This is a genomic window from Citrobacter sp. S46_ASV_140 (genome assembly GCF_018919545.1).
GTDB classification, from domain to species: domain Bacteria; phylum Pseudomonadota; class Gammaproteobacteria; order Enterobacterales; family Enterobacteriaceae; genus Citrobacter; species Citrobacter braakii.
In genome coordinates this window covers 173963-194691 of record NZ_JAHLRC010000001.1, presented here as the reverse complement: position 1 = coordinate 194691, position 20729 = coordinate 173963, and the positions used below count along the sequence as shown (strand labels likewise).

The 20729-nt window shown below is 50.3% G+C and carries 20 protein-coding genes; 11 read left to right on the top strand and 9 right to left on the bottom strand.

The annotated features are described in order from the left end of the window. Positions 1–84 precede the first annotated feature (84 nt). The 7 genes from KQJ19_RS01015 (at position 85) to KQJ19_RS00985 (ending at position 6196) form a co-directional block, all read left to right on the top strand. Positions 85–765, top strand: a complete 681-nt coding sequence (locus KQJ19_RS01015) for a heavy metal response regulator transcription factor (protein ID WP_049282242.1) — start codon at positions 85–87, stop codon at positions 763–765. Positions 766–780: 15 nt separating this feature from the next. Further along, entirely contained in the window at positions 781–2250 is a 1470-nt protein-coding gene (locus KQJ19_RS01010; RefSeq protein ID WP_216403244.1) for a heavy metal sensor histidine kinase, read from the top strand. 70 nt (positions 2251–2320) lie between these two features. Next, positions 2321–2971, top strand: a complete 651-nt coding sequence (locus tag KQJ19_RS01005) for a flavodoxin (RefSeq protein ID WP_216403242.1) — start codon at positions 2321–2323, stop codon at positions 2969–2971. A gap of 51 nt (positions 2972–3022) precedes the next feature. Then, positions 3023–3670 carry a DUF4405 domain-containing protein gene (locus KQJ19_RS01000; RefSeq protein WP_131405043.1) on the top strand — a complete coding sequence of 216 codons (648 nt, stop codon included), beginning with the start codon at positions 3023–3025 and terminating at the stop codon, positions 3668–3670. A gap of 107 nt (positions 3671–3777) precedes the next feature. Beyond that, a complete protein-coding gene (locus tag KQJ19_RS00995) occupies positions 3778–4257 on the top strand; it encodes a cupin domain-containing protein (RefSeq protein WP_047497910.1) in 480 nt (159 codons plus the stop codon). Further along, a complete protein-coding gene (locus tag KQJ19_RS00990; protein WP_216403240.1) occupies positions 4235–4996 on the top strand; it encodes a carboxymuconolactone decarboxylase family protein in 762 nt (253 codons plus the stop codon). Before KQJ19_RS00995 ends, KQJ19_RS00990 begins: the two co-directional genes overlap by 23 nt. Positions 4997–5131: 135 nt before the next feature. Then, positions 5132–6196 carry an alpha/beta fold hydrolase gene (locus KQJ19_RS00985; RefSeq protein WP_047416683.1) on the top strand — a complete coding sequence of 355 codons (1065 nt, stop codon included), beginning with the start codon at positions 5132–5134 and terminating at the stop codon, positions 6194–6196. Between the two features lie 410 nt (positions 6197–6606). Here KQJ19_RS00985 and KQJ19_RS00980 read toward each other — a convergent pair whose 3' ends face one another. The 3 genes from KQJ19_RS00980 to KQJ19_RS00970 form a co-directional block, all read right to left on the bottom strand. Continuing rightward, positions 6607–7218, bottom strand: coding sequence for a hypothetical protein (locus KQJ19_RS00980; protein ID WP_141875261.1), 612 nt, complete (start codon positions 7216–7218; stop codon positions 6607–6609). A 5-nt stretch (positions 7219–7223) separates the two neighbouring features. After that, entirely contained in the window at positions 7224–8180 is a 957-nt protein-coding gene (locus KQJ19_RS00975; protein WP_227021138.1) for a matrixin family metalloprotease, read from the bottom strand. Positions 8181–8980: 800 nt separating this feature from the next. Continuing rightward, positions 8981–9934 (bottom strand): lysozyme inhibitor LprI family protein, encoded by a 954-nt coding sequence (locus KQJ19_RS00970; RefSeq protein WP_047358269.1) that lies wholly within the window; start codon positions 9932–9934, stop codon positions 8981–8983. Between the two features lie 624 nt (positions 9935–10558). Here KQJ19_RS00970 and KQJ19_RS24190 point away from each other — a divergent pair. Next, positions 10559–10690, top strand: a complete 132-nt coding sequence (locus KQJ19_RS24190; protein WP_256445260.1) for a hypothetical protein — start codon at positions 10559–10561, stop codon at positions 10688–10690. 59 nt (positions 10691–10749) lie between these two features. Here the strand turns inward: KQJ19_RS24190 and KQJ19_RS00960 are convergent, their stop codons facing one another. Genes KQJ19_RS00960 through KQJ19_RS00940 form a run of 5 tightly spaced genes read right to left on the bottom strand, consistent with a single transcriptional unit; the run spans position 10750 to position 16251 of the window. Then, complete coding sequence (locus KQJ19_RS00960) at positions 10750–11142, bottom strand: DUF202 domain-containing protein (RefSeq protein WP_080762991.1); 393 nt, start codon at positions 11140–11142, stop codon at positions 10750–10752. After that, positions 11126–12007: a MurR/RpiR family transcriptional regulator gene (locus KQJ19_RS00955; protein WP_047416661.1), complete on the bottom strand. Its 882-nt coding sequence runs from the start codon at positions 12005–12007 to the stop codon at positions 11126–11128. The genes KQJ19_RS00960 and KQJ19_RS00955 overlap by 17 nt, the downstream gene beginning before the upstream one ends. 43 nt (positions 12008–12050) lie before the next feature. Then, positions 12051–12929, bottom strand: a complete 879-nt coding sequence (locus tag KQJ19_RS00950; protein ID WP_141875262.1) for an aldose epimerase — start codon at positions 12927–12929, stop codon at positions 12051–12053. A 2-nt stretch (positions 12930–12931) separates the two neighbouring features. Further along, complete coding sequence (locus tag KQJ19_RS00945; protein WP_141875263.1) at positions 12932–14692, bottom strand: sulfatase; 1761 nt, start codon at positions 14690–14692, stop codon at positions 12932–12934. A gap of 14 nt (positions 14693–14706) precedes the next feature. Then, positions 14707–16251, bottom strand: a complete 1545-nt coding sequence (locus KQJ19_RS00940) for a PTS transporter subunit EIIC (RefSeq protein WP_141875264.1) — start codon at positions 16249–16251, stop codon at positions 14707–14709. Between the two features lie 157 nt (positions 16252–16408). Here KQJ19_RS00940 and KQJ19_RS00935 point away from each other — a divergent pair, with 157 nt between their 5' ends. The 3 genes from KQJ19_RS00935 to KQJ19_RS00925 all read left to right on the top strand — a co-directional run bounded on the left by KQJ19_RS00935 (position 16409) and on the right by KQJ19_RS00925 (position 19772). After that, on the top strand, positions 16409–17638 hold the full coding sequence (locus tag KQJ19_RS00935; protein ID WP_141875265.1) for an anaerobic sulfatase maturase: 1230 nt from the start codon (positions 16409–16411) through the stop codon (positions 17636–17638). 266 nt (positions 17639–17904) lie between these two features. Further along, a complete protein-coding gene (locus KQJ19_RS00930) occupies positions 17905–18756 on the top strand; it encodes an aldo/keto reductase (protein ID WP_047502201.1) in 852 nt (283 codons plus the stop codon). Between the two features lie 26 nt (positions 18757–18782). Next, the gene (locus KQJ19_RS00925; RefSeq protein WP_047502198.1) at positions 18783–19772 is read left to right on the top strand and encodes an aldo/keto reductase; all 990 of its coding nucleotides are present in this window, start codon (positions 18783–18785) and stop codon (positions 19770–19772) included. Positions 19773–19796: 24 nt separating this feature from the next. Here KQJ19_RS00925 and KQJ19_RS00920 read toward each other — a convergent pair whose 3' ends face one another. Continuing rightward, a complete protein-coding gene (locus KQJ19_RS00920) occupies positions 19797–20690 on the bottom strand; it encodes a LysR family transcriptional regulator (protein ID WP_047502196.1) in 894 nt (297 codons plus the stop codon). Between the last annotated feature and the right edge of the window lie 39 nt (positions 20691–20729).

Sequence of the window (20729 nt, the reverse complement as noted above, 5' to 3'; positions counted from 1 at the left end):
AATGCTGTCAGGTAAGCGTCAGCTTTATGTTGGCAATCAAGAGGCAGAATAAGCCCGATTGAACAGTTAAGAGGAAATCCCGTTATGCGCCTGTTGCTAGTCGAAGATGAAGAAAAAACGTCAACCTATCTCAACCGTGCGTTGAGTGAATCCGGATTTACGGTAGATGTCTCTGCAGATGGCGCTGAAGGTCTTCATTACGCGCTGGAGCTTGACTACGACGCGATAATCCTTGATGTGATGCTGCCGGGGATGGATGGCTACCGGGTACTTGAGGGGGTGCGAGCCGTCAAACAGACGCCGGTACTAATGCTCTCGGCCCGCGGTTCGGTCGACGAGCGCGTCAAAGGGCTTCGGCTTGGCGCTGATGATTATCTCCCTAAGCCCTTTTCACTGATTGAACTGGTGGCGCGTATTCAGGCACTGGTGCGTCGCCGCGCTACGGATGGCGCAGACATCACCCAGCTGCAAATTCACGATCTGCATCTCGACCTGCTGGCCCGCCGCGTATTTCGCGCCGGAACGCGACTGGAGTTGACCGCAAAAGAGTTTTCCCTGTTAAGTCTTCTCGCCCGGCATCAGGGGGAGATCCTGTCAAAAATGATGATTGCTGAGCAGATATGGGACATGAATTTTGACAGCGATGCCAATGTGGTTGAAGTCGCCATTAAACGTCTGCGAGCCAAAGTGGATGCCCCATTCGACGTCAAACTGTTACATACCGTTCGTGGCATGGGGTATGTCCTCGAAGTCCGGTCGGAATAAATGAAGAGGCTCAGCATGCCTAAACGTTCCATCTCCGTTCACCTGGCGCTGATGTTTGCCTTATCCGCGCTGCTGATTGTGTCTATTATCGGTATCCTGCTCAGAAGCTCCTTACATGACTCTTTGCAAAAGCAGATGCACAACGAGCTGCTGTTCCGGGAATCATTAATGAGCCCGTGGATCACCGCACGAACCTCGGCTGACGGCTGGTCGACGTTGGCTAATAAATTTACTCTGCTAACCAATTCTGAAGGTGAGCGCGTTCGCTACTGGATAGTGAGCGATAACCCGCGCTTTAGCATGGGGGGAATACCACCGGTGGGCGTTCAGTGGTCTTCTTTGCTGGAGGGATTTAATAAAGTGCCCGGCGCATCGGAAGGTGCATGCTCACTGTTCCTGTTAGTGAAAACCATCCCCGCCAACGGTGAAAGGCCTGAGCTGCGCTATGTGGTTGCCATCGACTCTACGCCGTATATGGGCACACTTGATGCGTTCACACGAACGCTGCTGATTATTGCCGCGCTGGGCGTACTGATTGTCGCCTTACTGGGATACGTTGTTTCACGGATTGGCCTGCGTCCGGTGGGCATGCTCAGTCAGCAGGCACAACACCTTGCACCAGGTGACCATGGCCAGCGCCTGAATACCTGCGCGTTGCCCGAAGAACTGCAGCAACTGGCATCATCATTTAACGGTGTGTTAGAGCGTCAGGAAATCGCCTGGCGACAGCTCGAGAGCTTTAATGCCGATGTTGCGCATGAACTTCGTACCCCGCTGACTAACCTGATCGGCCAGACGCAACTCGGGCTATCACGGCGACGTTCACATGATGAACTGGAAGAGTTATTGGGTTCAAACCTGGAGGAGCTTGAACGCATGACGTCGATAGTTAACGACATGCTGTTCCTGTCTCATGCGCACGCGGGTGAACATGCTTCCCAGCTTACGCAAGTCTCCCTGCGAGAAGAAACCCTGAAAACAGCGGAATATGTTGAACCCTCTTTTGCTGAAAAACAGCTTTCGCTGGAGGTTGAGGGCGACGTCACGGCGCATATCGACAGGCGGCTGTTTCACCGTTCACTGGCTAATTTGCTGGAAAATAGCGCCAGGCATTCCCCCTCCAATAGCACGGTTACGGTACGCTTAAGCGAAAAAGGCAATCAAGCCTGTGTAGACGTTTCTAACCCTGGCGATCCGATAGCGCCAGAGCACTTACTCCGGCTTTTCGAACGGTTCTATCGTGTTGACACCTCCCGGGCCAGGAGTGATACCCATCATGGGCTGGGCCTGTCGATTGTCCGTGCCGTCGCCATTATGCACCGGGGAGATGTCTTTGCCCGTAGCGAGAACGGTATCAATACCTTTGGCCTGACGTTTGCTAAACAGCCTGACGCTATCCGAACCGGGAGACTGATTTCAGAGACAAAATCGGGATCTCCGCGCGCAAAGACTTCTGACAAAATTGTCAGAGAGTCGTCAGTCTGATGTCAGGCTATCTGCGCCAGAATCACTGCTGATACTCACCACGGCTGATTGAAGGAATGAAACAGTGAGAATGAAAAAGGTATTTAGCGGGTTTCTGGCGATGATGGTCATGGGGCTTCTGGGGCAGCCCGCGTTCGCATCAGAGGATTTATCCGCACACGCCCGCACGCTGATTATCTACTTTTCACAGCCAGAGGAGATGAAACCTGGTGCCGTGGATGGTTTTTCCGGGGCCAGCGTATTACAAAAAAATACGCCGGAGACCGGCAGCACGCAGTTTATTGCGCAACTGATTCAGAAGCAGACTCACGGCGACCTGTTTCGCATTGAAACCGCCACTCCCTACCCTCGCCAGCATGATGCACTTTTGCGCGTTGCCGAAAAGGAACAGCAAACGAAAGCCAGACCCTCGCTAAAAACGCCGCTCCCTGACCTGAGCAATTACGACACCATTTACGTCGGCTACCCCATCTGGTGGTATACCATGCCAATGGTGATATACAGCCTCTTTGAGCAAAATGACTTTGCAGGCAAAACGGTCGTTCCCTTTACCACCCATGGTGGCAGCAGGTTAGCCGACTCCCTGCGAGAAATTGCTCGCATGCAGCCACAGGCCAAATTAATCACTCGTGCGCTCGCGATCTCGCGCAACGATATTTCAGCTCCTGACGTACCCGCGCAGGTTGAGCAATGGGTAAAACAAGTCCAGCCACAGCGTTAATCCCTCGACATGAAGAAAATTTATATTTTCCAGGTCATGCAGGATGCGCTGATGACGTTACTTCTGTTGGTATTGATGGGATTTCACCTTCACGGTGAAATCGTGCATGAATGGGCGGGTATTATTTTTACGCTGCTCATCATGCTGCATTTATATCTTAACCGGCATCGCTTGTGGTCACTGTCGCCCAATATTCCGTTAACCATGCTGGTAGTTAACAGAATCATTAATGCAGTGACATTCGTTGTCATTCTGACCGCAATTGTCTCGGGCATGATGCTGTCCCGACATATCCTTCTGGACCAGGCGTTCCACAACCCGGCGAGCTGGGTCAGGAAAGTACACATGACGTCGGTCCACTGGGGAATGCTCATTCTGGCGCTGCATATCGGGTTGCACTGGAAAATGCTGGCGACCTTTTTCTGCCGGGTCCTGAACATCTCCAGCAATTCATTCTTTGCAAATGTCATGATGCCAGGAGTTTTTTCGCTAATTGCTCTACTGGGATTGTACGAATTACTGAACCAAGACTATCTCGATTATTTGTTGATAAAGGTCGATTTCTCCTTTTTCGATTACGATGAATCTGCCCTTCTTTTTTATCTACGCTACCTGGCCATTATTGTTTTATTTTCATTAATGACACGGTTTTCGCTTTGGGGCCTTATTTTTAGAAAAGACAAAGCAGCGTCACCATAATAAGGGTTAACTGACAGAATTGTCAGGCTGGCGTCAGTCTGACGACATCTCCCCCTGATTAGAATCATTGCAGACCCTCTCCATCATTGTAGATAAGGACGCTTTGCATGATCAGACATTTACGTTACCTCGGGCTGTTACTGCCCCTCTTTACGTTTTCATCCTGGGCGGCGGAGCAAAATCCCGCTGTCCATATCGCCACCGCCGGAAGCCAGAATGCGGTGTACGGGCCAGCAGAGAACTTTACCGGTCGCGTCCGGGTTGATCCTCTCTTCAAACCAGATAACGAAATTAGCGTTTCCGGGGCTTATGTCACCTTTGAGCCAGGTGCTCGTTCCGCCTGGCATACGCATCCGGCAGGCCAGCGGCTGATTGTGACCTCGGGAGTTGGGCTTACCCAACAAGAAGGCCAGCCGGTGCAGGTCATCCGCGCTGGCGACGTTGTCTCTTGCCCGGCGGGCGTCAAACACTGGCACGGGGCGGCACCCGGCAGCGCAATGACGCACCTGGCGATAACCGGGATTGTGGATGGCAAAAGCGTTAACTGGATGGAGAAAGTGACAGATGAACAATACCACGCCCATTAAGGCATTAACGGCAGCGGTACTGCTGACCTTTGGTTTGGGTCTCACGGCACATGCTGCGCCCGTCAATAAAGGAACCTCAGAAATGAACCACGAACAAACGGTTTCAGATACGCTGTCAGCTCGCCAGCAAGCCATCCCGTTGATTGCGGCATCAATGGCCAGCAGTCAGATGGATAAGCTGAATGCGGCACTGAATCAGGGGCTTGATGCAGGACTCACGATAAACGAGACCAAAGAGATTCTCGTCCAGCTTTATGCCTATACGGGATTTCCCCGTAGCCTGAACGCGCTGAATGAACTGATGAAAGTCGTCGAAGCACGTAAACAACGAGGCGTTGAAGACGTTGAAGGTAAAGAGCCGGTCGCCGCCATCCCTGTCGGAGATGAGCTTCGCCGTGTCGGTACCGCAAACCAGACTAAAATCTCCGGCGCCCCCGTCCAGGGACCTCTGTTTGATTTTGCCCCGGTCATTAATCAATTCCTACAAACGCATCTGTTCGGCGACATTTTCGCCCGCGATAACCTCGACTGGCAAAGCCGCGAGCTGGCAACGGTTGGCGCATTAGCCGCCACGCCGGGCGTTGAAGCTCAGCTGTTATCGCATACGCGAGCCAGCATGCGAGTCGGCCTGACGGCAGCGCAACTGCGCCAACTGGCACAAGTTCTGCGTGAACATGGCGAAGAAGATGCGGCTACGCGGGCGGAACAGGCGCTGCAACGGGCGTTAACAAACAGTTAGGCGTTGGTTTGAGACGATACGGTGCTAATCCTCCGCATTCATGAATCTGCCAAATAAGGGCAATCAAAGGTGCTAAATAATTCACGCTGACAACTCAGATATGATTGAACGGCAAACATAACAGAGGATGTAATCTTGAAAACTGTCTTAAAAACGCTGGCCATCTGCGCGATGGCGGGTGGCATGGTGGCTCAGTCGGTATACGCCGAGCCGCTGGTCATTCAGGAACAGGGAAGCTTTTCTGCTGGTGGCACAATCATCACCGCACCAGGGAAATTTGACGCGAAAACGCCGCTGGACTCTGCAGGTCAAACCTGGCATGGCGATCATGCGTCTGTGTTCTACCAAATTCCGGAAAATCCGCATAAATACCCTATCGTCATGCTGCACGGCGCAGGTCAGTTCTCCCGCACCTGGGAAACCACGCCGGATGGTCGCGAAGGGTTCCAGAACATATTCCTGCGTCGTGGATTCTCAACTTATCTTGTCGATCAGCCCCGCCGGGGCAGCGCCGGGCGCACGACGGTAGAAGGTACGGTTACGCCTAAACCGGATGAACAGATGTGGTTTAACCAGTTCCGCGTTGGCGTGTGGCCGGAGTATTTTCAGGGCGTTCAGTTTTCTCACGATAAAGAAGCGCTAAATCAGTATTTCCGTCAGATGACCCCGAATACCGGGCCGTTTGATATCAATGTTATCTCTGATGCGATGTCCGCCGTCGTGGATAAATCCGGCCCGGCTATCCTTTTCACCCACTCTCAGGGTGGCGGACCAGGCTGGTACACGGCGATGAAAAACGACAAGGTCAAAGCGATTGTCGCCTTCGAGCCTGGTAGCAGCTTTGTCTTCCCGGAGAAAGAGCTCCCTGCCCCAATGCCAAGCGCGTTCGACACGCTGAAGGGTGAACCGGTGCCGATGGAGCAGTTTATGGCACTGACTAAAATTCCGATTCTGATTATTTACGGCGATAACATCCCTGATAAACCTGTCGCCATGCCCGCGCAGGACAGCTGGCGCGTGCGTCTGGCAATGGCTCGCGAGTGGCGTGACGTGGTGAACAAGCATGGCGGGGATGTCACTGTGACGCATCTGCCTGAGGAAGGAATCAAAGGGAATACCCACTTCCCGTTCTCGGATCTGAATAACGTGCAGATTGCTGATATGGTGAGTAAATTCCTGAAGGAGAAAGACCTGCAATAGAAAGAGATAATATTGAGCCTTCATTATTGAGGGCTCAATACAATCATCAGTTATATCAAAAAAATAAAATGGGGGAGCGAAAGTCTGCTATAACGTTTGAGTTCAACGGGTCGATACAACACTATCCTTAATCAAGGGGACGTTAAGTTTGAGAACGTCTTTGATAATAAATTATTCATAATTGACAAAGTTAATCACAGTGATTCATACCTCTAGTCTTTCGGTAATATTTTTACAGATCAATGGCATTACACTAACAAGAATGACGCTACAAGCCGGCTGATAACATTCGTGTTTTCATGACTGAACCCTTTTACTCTTTTTTAGAGTAAAAGGGTTATCTTAAAAGTAAGCTTTGGGTATGATTAGTGTGATAATAATCAAGAAGTTATATGTGACCGTCTATTATTTTATTCATTACTCCAGTTTGACCACCCAGCGGATTGTTCAAAGGCCAGTTTTATTGCAGCCGTAGCCAGTCCAACGGCAGTTAGTTCAGTAGCCTTACCGGAAAGGCATCCAGTGAAAGTGGCAGATGCGCCTGCGTATGCCGCAGCAACTCGGGCAGTTGGCTCTGGTGATGGTGTAGCCCAAAGTGCGGCAACTGCAACGGCGGAGGAGAGACCAACGCACGTCGCTACTATATTTTCCACTACGCTGCGCGCGGCTTCTGAAAGATCTGTGGGCCCAATTCCATTCATATATACTTCTACCTGCATTGTCCGGTAATCTGTTGCCCACTGGTTACAGGTACGCCATTCACCTCCCCATGGCCAGTTACCCCATGCTTCACCAATACATCTTATTCTTGTTTGCGGTGGTGTCAGAGGATCTCCCCACTGTGCAATTTTTTTCCTTCCATACTGACCACCAGAACTTAAAGCAGATCCAAGGTTTTTCTTATCAAAATTAGGGAATCCTTTTGAATCATATCCATCCACATGTAAATCATTATTAGGCACCTGTGCAGCAATACCAGATAATGGCATACTAATTAAAAATAGGAGTGGTAATAATTTCATTATAATCACCCTTTTATTGAGCATACAGCAGGATCAAAAACAGCATTGGGGACTGGGCCATAAAGGCATGCAGAACCTATTTTATCTTTTTCTGTTAAATTAAGTGACCAGTCACCCAACCCATTACATTGAGGGTAATGCATTACTGAAAACCCATCATAGGAAGTTAAAGGTTTCCAGTCCTTGTCCTCGAAACACTTGCCTGCTTCAGGGCGGGTTTGCTCATGCCTAAATGAAAGCGTATGTCCTAGTTCATGTCTGAGTATGCCGGTCAAGGTTAATTTTCCAGGGGAAAGACTCAGCGCTGATTTGTCGATAAGAACATTTCGTTGCAATCTTTCGTATCTTGGGAAAAACGCACGTGCAAGGTATTGCCCATTGACATCTACAGGCCGAACATCAAATATGACATCAGTTGTATTCTCATTGCAAAGTGGGTCAAGCCATGAAGAATGTATAAATCTTACATCACTTGCCTCTGACCATGCTTTAGCTGCATCTTGCATTGCTGCTACGACGGAATCATATTTCTCTCCAAACGAGGTACTGACACAATATGTGATATTCCTTTTTGTTACGTTGTCCCATTTACTTATATTCCCTTGTGGGGCATCAACAATAAGCCATGTATTTTCATTTATATTCAAACCGAATAAAACACTTTTCCAACTGGCTGCAAGTTCTCTTTCATAAAACTCTCGCAAATCAGATTCATTAGCAATAGGTGTATCACCATTAACAATATAAACACCACTAGAAAATGGTTCTTTATAGACCGTTTTTTTAAACTCCTCAAAGCCATTTACTACTACCTTATGGCTAAGCTTTACATCATTAATATCACTTATAACCTTTGCCTGTTCAATCAGTTCATCAGTGGGTAGTGTTGACGCAGAGGTTACTGATGCAATAGGTATCACAGTTAAGTATATCGTTAAGAGAAAATTAAGTCTTTTCACCATTCCCTCCTTAATGTCAAGGGCATAATGATGTTAATGGGAAATTATGGCACAAATTATAAATTCATCATATGCCATTAACTAGAATAGATTATCTCAGCAGGTATTCAATGTTGAAATTATGATAAGGTATTAATTAAGATGGACTATTGCATAATTTGCAGGTAGATATATATTCAATGTACATGTCACCGTCAATAATACAGAAGTATTATCGTTGCTTTATCTAGTTTACAGATTGTTAAGTTGATACGTTACAATGAATAATGTTATCCTGTCTCAAATCAGTATGATGCTAATTAAGGGGAAGAGGTTATATTGATTCTAATCATGAAAAATTAGTGAAGTTAGTTTTTAGAACTTCAGCTCATGGCATAGGGCGGACTCGCTAACTGATCTAAAGGTCCATTGTGAGCGAGGAGCAGACATTTTACTCATGGCATAGGTACGTTTCCGATTAATTAGACAGTATTTTCCAGTAAAATTTTTAATTTTTATTTATCGATCTCGAACAAGCAATACCAGTTGCAAATGATGCTCGATGAATTCTTTTTTGAGTGCCTGCAACGATGAACATTATTGGTAATCACGGAAAGCAAGATGTCTTAATTCTTGCATATCTCTAACAGCAAATGCACTTGATGACTACACTGGCCATCGCCTTTAATGAAATACCTACGCCCCAAAATCCCGTTCTAACCGCGAGCAATATATCCGGCGTGGTCCAGAGGAAACGACTGAAATTATCCCACATTACGCTGGCGCCAGCTTAGCACTGGCCACCAGCCTGAAGGGGACTTCAGCTATTGGTTTCTGAAGAAATCGGTCCTGGAAAGGGTCATTTGCGTCTGGCAGTCGATCATTTTCTTGATTTCAGCATCTGTTCCCTGCATTGAAACTTTGCCGCACATAGCATCCTTAGTTTTGATCCACTGACGCTGAGAAGGCAGCAATTCTTTTTTCTTCGCCGGCGTTAACGTGCTCCAGGCGGTATTCAAATCAGAGTCGGCATTCGCAAACGCCATTCGGGACAGATCAAGGCTGTCAGCTTTTTGCTGCTGAACCTGCTGCTCCGCCTTTTCTTGAGCCTGAAGCTGTGTCTGCCTCTCTATTTGCTGAGCCGCCTCATACTTAGCCTGTTGCTGCGCCCTGAGTTGCGCCTGTTGTTCCGCTTCAATTTGGCTTTGCTGGGCATGCTTAGCCTGCTGGATTTTCTGCTGCTCAACGATCGGATTGATGATGGAAAGCGATGTCAGTGCAGCGGCACCCACTGATATCGGATTATCAGAAGAGGCTTTTACAAAAACGTTTTTCTGATCGTCGGTCGCCTGTGCGGTGTAGGAGATGCGTTTTGAAAAGGCGTTGGCGTTGTTATCCAAAGACAGGCTTTCCATTTGCTTGTCGAGATTACGGTTAAAGTTCTTTCTGTAAGCATCAGAAAGCTGGGCGTACTCGTTCGCAGGTAGGGTCATCGTCACGGTCCCTTCACAAGTTTTCATTGTGCTACCCGTGTCACTTGAGGTTGTGGAGATTTCAGAGATGGCCAGTTTGATCTTGTCCAAAGCACTTCGTTTGGTCTGATTAGTGACGTCAGGATATTTATCGACCTGTTCAGAGAGTCCTTCATAAGCAGACTTTTTTAATAAATCCATGAGGGCTGACTGGGTCATTTCAGAGGAACAACCGATCACGTCTTTTTTGTTATCACAGCCTGTTATGGCAACGGCGAGTAAGAGTGCTGAGTATTTTAATCTCATGAGTTCCCTTTAGAGTAAGGATTGGCTTTTAAGAGGCGGTCTGTAATCAGTCCGGAGGGCTACAGTAAACAGCGCTGAACACTGAACGCATCACAAGCAAGAACCAAGGTGATATCGGCAAAGGCTGTGAAATCTTTAATTCAACTGATGAGAATGGTATGCACAGGGTACTGTAGCGATGATCCCGAAGCCGGAAACATGCAATGCAGGTTTTCGCTGCTGACTTAATAAAGGCTAGGATAAAGCCAATGCTGGCGCACCGTTTATGACCTTTCACCTGCGCTAATCCGCACAGAAGTTCGGAACGGTGGTTTCTTCGCTGGTATATTTGTTACAGCGAGTCTCATTTGACCTGATTCTTCTTATCAACGTGGGGGATTACCCCCACTACCACGGTGCAAGATAAGAATTTCACCGAAAGTCGTTCTTGGCTCATATGTCCTGATCCCTTCAAAGGGTAGTGGTCAACTAAAACAGGCCCACCAACCGAGTGAAAGAGTGACTGCCCTGGGACGAAATCCTTCCTGTAAACTAAATTCTACCTCTACGTCCTTCACGGTGCGCTTATAACTGAGATAACAAGAGCAATACACCTGCAATCATTACATTGAATGAGATCACTACATGCCGGCAAGTGAGGGCTCCGCAGAAAATAGCGAAAGAACCAGCCATCAGCAGCATACCCGCCACACCGTAGAGAAGATTACCAGTATGACTCCATCCCCGAAAACACAACAGACCTGGCGCGAGCATTGACCATCCTGTTCTTCGCCATGACAGGTGTGTACGTTCTGGTTGTAAGCCCGGATCTCTTTTCATAATGGTCTTCCCTGCCAGAGTAATATACCCAGCAATATTGCGAGAACCAGCATCAGTATTGACAGAACCACCAGCAAACGGGTGTAAGGTAAATCATTTTCAAGACGCATAGCATATTCATTCTTGCGCCAGCGTCGCCAGGCCATATATCCCATCGCTGATGCAGCGACCAGCAGCAGTGTTGAAATACCGATACGCAGTTCCGCAGAAGATAATTGGGGGGAAAACTGCTCGATGCCGACAGCACCGGCCATGAGTGCCAGCGCAGTACGGATCCAGGCAAGAAATGTACGCTCGTTGGCGAGCGTAAAACGATAATCGGGGGTTTTGCCCTCAAGCCACCACTTACCCTTTGGGCGCATTGACGGAGTATTATCCTGTAGACTCACGTTTAATCCTTTCTTTTATCAACAATTCTTTAATAGACAGTCCGGTCGATTCGCTGTCGCGCAGATTGTGGCGAGTGATTTCTGTGCACAGAAACTCAATCATGAACAGCTGTGACATACGGGTGGCGATCGAGTCTCCCTGGTAGGGGCCAGCACTACCGCTGGTCAGCAACCAGGTGTCTGCCAGTTCAGTCAGCGGTGACTGCGGACTGTGCGTTATTGCCAGACAATGCGCGCCCGCTTTTTTGGCCAGCCGGAAGGCATTAACCACTTCCGGTGTTTCGCCTGAATGAGAAAATGCGACCACCAGATCTTCTGGTTTGAGGTTGGCGAGTTTCAACGTCATGGTAAAACGGTCGGTATAGGCTTCCGAATCAATGCCCTGACGGTTCATTTTGTCGCGGGCTTCCATTGCGGAAAGACCTGAGGCTCCAAACCCCACGAACAAAACGCGGTTCGCGGTCAAAAATCGCTCAACTACTGGATTGACCACTTTCATGTCCAGCAGACCGATGGTCTCATTCAGGGTGGTTTCCACCGTCATGGCTATTTTCTGCGCCACATCGTTGCGGGAATCATCCAGGAAGATGTCCGGGGACGATGGCAGCAGTTGCTCGCGATCGGCCAGAAGCTCACGTTTAAGCGCCGCTTTCAGCTCAAGCAGCCCGGTATAACCAATTTTTTTGCAAAAGCGCACGATCGTCGCTTCACTGACTGATATGGCTTCGGCCAGTTTACGTACCGGCATTTGCGCTACAGTAGCGGGCTGCTCAAGAATAAACCGGGCAATATGCTGGTCAGTTTCACCAAGTCCACCCAGCACATTACTGATATACACCCGCACATTTTCACGATTTACGCTCATCGCAACACCCGATCCTTTTGCATGAAAAATAACGGGTATTCTGTCAATCCCCTTCGCATGCGTCCACCGTAAAACGCAGTTTCACGGAGAATGTCTGACTCTGGTTCGGTGCAAGCAGTCGTATTCCGCGCTTCTTCTCCACCGTTCCGTCAAAATCTGGCGCATCGGTCGTCCCGGCGAGTGGCTCGATACAGAGCAAGTCAGCACCGGGAACGCCCCAGAGCGCAAGCCAGTCATATTCAGCCGTTTCAAGCGTCATGACGATTGTGCCGTCGGGTGAACAAACCCTGATCTGTTGCTGCTGGCAGTCACCGAAGTAAATGGCACCCTCGCGAAAGGCTGCCTCTGTCAGTGCAAAGGACTGCGTTGTTCGAGTCAGGTCTTCCGTGACCAGTGTTCTGTTACGCGTCGGAAAAGGCCCTCTGACCGCCAGCTCACCAAACTTCACCTGCCATCCCGTTTGGCTGGACACAGGCAGCGCAAACCCGGGGTGCCAGCCAATGGAATACAAGAATGGCTGACGGTCATCATTAAAAACTCGCTGTGTCACACTGACCCCAAACTCATGCAACATGAGCCGTAACTGAATCCGCCAGCACCATGGCCATACGCCAAGGGTTTCAGAGGTGGAGCAGGCTTCCAGCAACAGATGGTTCACACCTTGTTCAAGGTAGGTAAACGTCTGATGTCGTAAAAAACCGTGCGCTGGTAACGGCAGATGTCGATTGTCTACACGCAGTCCTTCATGGATGAGCGCCCCGACCACAGGAAACAGCTGCGTAGCCGAGTTATTCCAGACGCCTGGCTGCGGTTGCCACAACCATTCACGCCCCGTGGATTTATCGCGCAGAGAAGATAGCTCACCGCCCGCCGCGTTCACCACGACCAGAAAGCGGTTATTTTCAAGCTGCCAGACGTTCATGGTTACTCTGTCCTCAGCAGCAATCGGCTCTGATAAACCAGCGCCTTATGCCGGTCTCCGGTGAAACAAGCATCAATCAGCGTGAAGATATCCCTTTCAGCCAGTGAATGTCCGGCCGGGAAATGCTTCAGCAACTCATCCTGCGTTATGCCCTGCTCTTTGGCTGCACTGAGGACAAAACGTAATGCCTCTTCCACGCCATGATGCGCACAGCGATAGGCTTTCCCGGTCCATGGACGCTGTCTGGCCCAGCGCTCAGCGAAGGCAATTTCGCGTTCCGGCGTTAGCATGTCCAGTTCAAAACGGACGTAGAGTTCTGGTGGTGCATCATGCCGTTCCATCAGTCCGGTTATTGCCTGCGCGTAGTGAAACGCACGTTTACTGTCGTGAAGAGGACGCATCTGCTGCGGATCGGCGTTGAGATCGAAGAGTTTATCCCCGAACCGCCACGGATTCAGATAACCAAAGGTTGCAGGAATTTGCATGACCTGCGCGCCCTGGGTGAAATCAAAGCCGGGATGGATAGTGATATTCTGCAGCTCATTCATCTTGAACATGCTGTCGATTCGGGCCGGCATCAGGGTATATTCATACAGCCCCCCCTTCCCTTCCTCCCGTGGGCAGCGCATATAGACGTACTCGCCGTCGGTGATATTGATGTGGCCGCCAAAGTAGCCAAACATCGCATAATCACGTACTGGGGTATCATTTTCCACAGCCGGACGCAGCGGCTTACCGGTCATGGATGGCGGACGTGGAACGTCGAAATACTCCAGCAGAGTTGCCGGAATATCGATAGTCTGTGCCAGCGCGCTGCGGCGTACGCCTTCTGCTTTACAACGTGGATCGCGGATAAAGAACGGTGTGTTTGCGATTTCGTTGTACACCGGCATGATGTTCTTGCCCCACCATTGATGCTCTCCCAACAGGAATCCGTGGTCGGTACAGACGATGAACAACGTGTCTTCCCACAGCTCCAGTGCTTTCAGCTTGTCCATCACCTGGCCAAGGTAGTCGTCACACATGGTGATGAGTGCCTGGTAGAATTTTCGGACTTTATCATCATCCCTGCCGCCAGGTGCGCCGCAGTAGTAAGGCACCCACCCGTCAAATTCATCAGGGGTGCAGCCATACTGTGCAAGGTATTTTTCCGGTACGAAGAACGGTTCATGGGGATCGAAACATTCGATCTGCAGGAACCAGTTATCCTGATCTTTATTGGTTTCCAGGAAATCTATACCGGCACTGATGGTACGGTGAGTAAAGTGATCGTCCTGGATGGGCATCGCCGCACGGTTAATCAGGTCCTGGATCATACGCCCGCTGCGACGGCGCAGGGTTTCTTCGTCTTCCATTCCCTGCCAGTTGATGGCTGGTTTTTCAACCTGCCCTTTCCAGCAATCCCCTTCCTGGCCGCGGATAAACTCAAAGGTGGAATAACGAGTATGGTAGGTCGCTCCGCCATCACGCCAGTAGTGTTTATGGTCGGTCACCATATGGGTATGAATGCCAGCCTGCTTCAGCGCCTGGAACGTTGAGAAATCGAACGGCTCCAATGGCCCCCAACTGCGGTGCAGAAAATTATAACGCCCAGTATGCAGTTCGCGTCGGGCTGGCATGCAGGGCATGCTGCCGACATAGAAGTTATCAAACTGCGCAGACTCACGGGCTAGCCGGGTAAAATTGGGAGTGATGGCATCGCCCCCATAAGGGGCGAGGTGGTTACGCGTCAGCGTATCAAACATCAGCATTACAGCTTTCATAAAACGTCTCTTCTTTATGAACCGATAAATTCTTCGACTTCGTTTTTAATCAGCGTCACGTGTGGGCCGTAGACTACCTGCACCCCCTCTCCACGGATAAACGCCCCACGGCTGCCGAGTAGTTTAAAGGCGTCCACAACAACGCTTTGTGGGTTTTTGACTGTGATACGAAGACGAGTAGCGCAGCAATCCACATCAACAATATTGTCCCGGCCCCCCAGTGCCTGCACGATCCCAGCAGCCCGTTCACTGCCACTGACAGATGCCGCTACCGGCTGTTCATCTTCTGCGTCATCTTCACGGCCCGGCGTGTTCAGTTGACGCCATTTGATAAGGAAGCGGAAGGAGAAGTAATACAGGCAGAACATGACCACACCGAGAGGGAGCATCAGCAGCCAGTTGGTTTTGGCATTACCCTGAAGAACACCAAACAGCAGAAAGTCGATAAGCCCACCGGAGAATGTCTGTCCAACCGTGATTTGCAGGATGTGTGTAAACATAAATGCAACGCCGGTCAGCACAATGTGCATGCCATACAGCAACGGCGCGCAGAACATGAACGCAAATTCCAGCGGCTCAGTAATGCCGGTGACAAACGCAGTTAGCGCAGCGGAAAGCATCAGGCTGGCAACTTTTTTCTTGTTCTCAGGACGGGCAGAATGGTAGATAGCCAGCGCTGCACCCGGCAGGCCGAACATAAAGTCTGCGAAACGCCCGGCCATGAAACGGGATACCCCGATGTAGTACTGCGTCACAGAGGGATCGGCCAACTGGGCAAAGAAGATTTTTTGCGTTCCTTGTACCAGGTGTCCGTTCACCATTTGCTCCCCTCCCACACTGGTCAGCCAGAATGGCAGGTAGAACAGATGATGAAGGCCCAAGGGAATGAGGCATTTGAGGATCATGCCGTAGAACAGGGTCCCAACATAACCGGTTTTTTCAACCAGCCCCCCCAGATGGGTAATGCCCGTCTGGATATGAGGCCAGACCCAGAACAGCGCCACCCCGAGGAAGATGGCAAAAAAGGAACTGACAATAGGCACGAAACGGGAGCCGCTGAAAAAGGCCAGCAGACTGGGTAGCTCGGTTTTGCCAAACCGCTTTTGAACCCAGAAGGCCAGCAGACCGCTAATGATCCCGCCCATCACGCCGGTTTGTAGCGTAGTGATCCCCATTACACTCGCCTGCCCGGCTGCGGCCAGATTCTCTGAGGCCAGCGTTCCAGATAGCAACAGTGACGCGTTGATCGCCTTGTTCATGACGATAAAGCAAAGTACTGCAGCAAGACCGGCCGTTCCCTTGTCGCTTCGTGCCATACCTACAGCAATGCCCACGGCAAACAGCAGAGAGAGATTATCGAAGACCACGCTACCACACAGTTTCATGACGGTAAAAATCGCCTGAATCACTTCACTGTTGAGGGCTGGATAGGTGGAGATGGTAACCGGATTGGTGAACACGCCACCGAATCCCAGAAGCAGACCTGCGGCTGGCAGGACGGCAATCGGCAGCATAAACGATTTACCCAGATTTTGTGCTCCGGCAAACAGTTTGCTCATAAAGACCCCTAATGTTGGTGTTATGAAGTTTATATTTCATGTTATATTGATATCAATGAAAACTATGTTTCAGTCTTTTTTGGCCAAAGTCAAAACACAGTGATAAAAGAGTGAGCAATATCACTAAATTTCGTGTGTGATTTATTCAGGAGCGACCATGAGCAAACCATTCCATTTGATGGCCAAGCCCGTCAGCTATCAGTGCAATATCGCCTGCGATTACTGCTTCTATCTGGAAAAAGAACAGAGCACGCTGAAACCCCGTAAACCCGCCCGGCATATGGATGATGTCACGCTTGAAGCCTATGTGCGGCAGTACATTGAGGCGAACCCTGGCCCAGAGGTGGAATTTACCTGGCAGGGAGGCGAACCAACGCTTGCCGGTATTGCTTTCTATGAAAAGGCGATGCAGTTGCAGAGCAAATATGCCGGGAAGAAGCGTATCAGTAACAGCATCCAGACCAATGGCGTGCTGATTGACGAGGCATGGGCTGCATTCCTGGCGAAAAATCAGTTTCTGGTCGGCCTGTCGATTGACGGTCCAGCCTGGTTGCACGACCGCTACAGGAAGACCCGGAGTAAGCAGTCTGTTTTTGGCAACGTACTGCGGGCGATGGATTTGCTGAAGAAACACCATGTTGATGTGAATGTTCTGACTGTCGTCAATAATGTCACAGCTGAACATCCGCAAGAGATTTACGCGTATCTGACCCAGGAACTGAAGGCTGAGTTTGTTCAGTTTATCCCGGCGGTCGAGCAGCGCCCGGCTAACGAAAAGTATGGTGAATTACTCTACCCGCAGACACTCGCCGGTTCCGTCACGGAGTGGTCAGTATCCGGGGAACAATGGGGGAACTTCATGAAGGGGGTATTTGACCTGTGGATACGCAGGGACGTTGGCCGCGTGTATGTACAGATGTTTGATAGCGCGCTGGCGGCCTGGCTTGGTGAAAAACCATCATTGTGCGTAATGCAGTCTTCCTGCGGTTTTGGTCTGGTCGTGGAGCAAAACGGTGACGTCTACAGTTGCGACCATTACGTTTACCCTGAGCACCGGTTGGGAAATCTGCGCCGGGATAGCCTGGCGAAGATGGTCGCCAGCAAACAGCAACGCAAGTTTGGGCTTGCTAAAACAGAGGTGAGTTCAGAGTGCATGCGCTGTGAGTGGCGATTTGCCTGTCATGGCGGTTGCCCGAAGCACCGGATACATAAAATGGGCGAGCGCTGGCATAATCACCTGTGTGCGGGCTACAAGGCAATTTTCAGTCATGTCGATCCTTATATGCGTTATATGGCCAGACAAATCAGTATGCAGCGACCACCAGCAGAGGTGATGCAGGTGGCCACGATTATTGCTAATCAGGAAAGCCATTCCCGGGGCTCATAGAGAACCCATCAGCTATAAATCGCTAATAGATGCCAGTGATGAGTATATTTTCGGCCACGCAAGAAATAAGGCTGTGTGCTAAGTTCGTCAGACAAACCTTTGTTGAAGGTCTCAGGGTGTGAATGACGATATCTGGCACAACGCCGACCGTCAGCACGCCACAAAATTAATGAACACATCTAATAAACCCTAGCTAATTACCCCATCTAATCGAATAAATAACTTTGCGTTATGCTTTTCCTCGACAACAGCCAAAGGATAACGTCATGCAAACTGTAAAACTGAACAACGGTATTGAAATGCCCCTGCTGGGCTTTGGTGTGTTTCAAATGTCTGATGCCGCTGAATGCGAAAGAGCCGTGATTGATGCCATCGATACGGGATACCGCCTGATCGATACCGCCGCGTCTTACCAGAATGAAACCCAGGTCGGGAACGCTCTGAAACAAAGCGGTATCGCCCGTAACGAACTCTTTGTAACGACCAAGCTGTGGCTGCAGGATACTCATTACGAAGGCGCTAAAGCCCAGTTCGAACGCTCCCTGAATCGGCTGCAACTTGATTATGTCGACCTGTATCTGATTCACCAGCCTTACGGTGATGTTCATGGGGCATGGCGTGCCATGGAAGAATTGCAACAGGCAGGAAAAATTCGCGCCATTGGCGTCAGCAACTTCCATCCTGACAGACTGGCCGACCTTATCGCCTTCAACAACGTTGCCCCTGCGGTAAACCAGATTGAAGTTAACCCCTTCAACCAGCAGCTGCATGCCGTTCCTTGGAATCAAAGCCGTGGCATTCAGCCGGAAGCCTGGGCTCCGTTTGCTGAAGGGAAAAATGGTCTGTTCCAGCATCCCGTGTTAACGGCAATTGGTCAGAAGTACGGCAAAAGCGTGGGCCAGGTTGTTCTGCGTTGGATCTTCCAGCGAGGCATCATTTCACTGGCGAAATCGGTGCGCAAAGAACGCATGGCAGAGAACATTAACATTCTCGATTTTGAACTTAGTCCTGAGGATATGTTGCTGATTGCCACGCTCGACACTGCAACCAGCGCCTTCTTCTCTCACCGCGATCCGGCGATGGTGGAATGGCTGACCGGCCGCAAACTTGATGTTTAAGTCGCGATAAAAGAGGTATTCATTCAATGCAAAAACGTTATCTGGGTAAATCCCGACTCGAAGTATCCGCGCTTGGGCTCGGCTGCATGGGCTTAAGCCATGGCTACGGTCCGGCGACCGATACCCGTCAGGCTATCGAGCTCATTCGCGCTGCGGTTGAACGTGGCGTCACCTTCTTCGATACCGCTGAAGTGTATGGCCCCTTTCTTAATGAAGAGGTTGTAGGCGAAGCCTTAAAACCGTTTCGTGACCGTGTGGTTATTGCCACCAAGTTTGGTTTTACCTTCGGTGCGGACAACAAGCAGCAGATTTTAAACAGCCGTCCTGAACATATCCGTGAAGCTGTGGAAGGATCATTACGCCGCCTTAAGACTGATGTCATTGATCTGCTGTACCAACACCGTGTCGACCCGGATGTCCCCATTGAAGATGTTGCGGGAACGGTGAAAGACCTGATAGCGGAAGGCAAAGTCAAACATTTCGGTCTGTCCGAAGCGGGCGCACATACCATTCGTCGTGCACATGCTGTTCAACCGGTTACTGCGCTGCAAAGCGAATACTCTCTGTGGTGGCGCGAACCTGAGCAGGAAATCCTGCCGTTACTGGAGGAACTGGGTATTGGTTTCGTTCCCTTCAGCCCATTAGGCAAAGGCTTCCTGACGGGATCGATTAAGCCAGGAACCACTTTTGGCAAGGATGATTACAGAAGCCAAGTGCCGCGTTTCGCCGAGCAGGCGATTGAAGCCAATGAAAAGCTGGTCACCTTGCTGGGTGAACTGGCGGCAGAGAAAGGTGTGACGTCTGCGCAAATCGCGCTGGCATGGCTGTTGGCACAAAAGCCGTGGATTGTTCCTATCCCTGGTACCACCAAACTGCACCGGCTGGAGGAAAACCTGGGGGCTGCCGACATCATTCTTTCGCAGAAGGATACGCAGCAGATAACCCAGGCGCTGGAAACGATTAACATCGTCGGTGAACGTTACTCTCCTGAGCACCTGGCCCGCGTAGGCCGTTAATACCCGAACGGGTCTACGGACCCGTTATTGGGCGTAGCGAAGTGCATCGATCATCAGCGCAAATGCGGGCGGGTGCTGCTTACGGCTCGGGTAGTAGAGATAATAGCCGGGAAAAGATGGGCACCAGTCCTGCAGAACCTGAATAAGCTCTCCTGACTTTATATAATCCTGCACCCTGTCTTCAGGCATACAGGCAATGCCAAAACCGGATAAAGCAGCATCAATCCTTTCTGCCTGCTGGTTAAACGTTACCTGCCCTTCCACTCTGACCCGTAACGGTTTCCCTTCCTTCTCAAACTCCCAGTGATAAAGCCCACCGGCAGTCGGCAGGCGCATATTGATGCACCGATGATTTTGTAGCTCGTGCGGCGTTTCAGGTGCAGGGTTTGCCGCGAAGTAAGACGGTGCTCCCACCACGGCCATGCGCATGTCCGGGCCAATTCTTACAGCAACCATATCCTTATCCACGCTTTCGCCCAGGCGGATCCCGGCATCAAAACGGCCCTCAACAATATCGACAAAGCCGTTATCAACCACCAGTTCGAGATTAATTTCCGGATATTCTTTGAGGAAAGGTTTTAACTTTGGCCATACCAGACTTCGCGCGGCATGCTCCCCAGCAGATAAGCGGATATTGCCGGAGGCAGTGCCGTTCAGTTGAACCAGCGATTCCAGCTCCTGTTCAAGATCGGCAATACGCGGTTCAAGGCAGGCAATAATTCTCTCACCGGCTTCCGTAGGGGCAACGCTTCGGGTCGTACGGGTCAGAAGGCGGATATTGAGCCTTTCCTCCAGCGCCTTCATCGCATGGCTGAGTGCAGACTGAGATACACCCAGTTTGCCCGCTGCTTTGGTAAAACTTCGCTCCCTTGCCACCACCAGAAAGATTTGCAGTTCGTTGAAGTTTTCTTTAAGCATCGGCGATTTCCTTATGGTGGCATTCCCTTCATCGCGCAC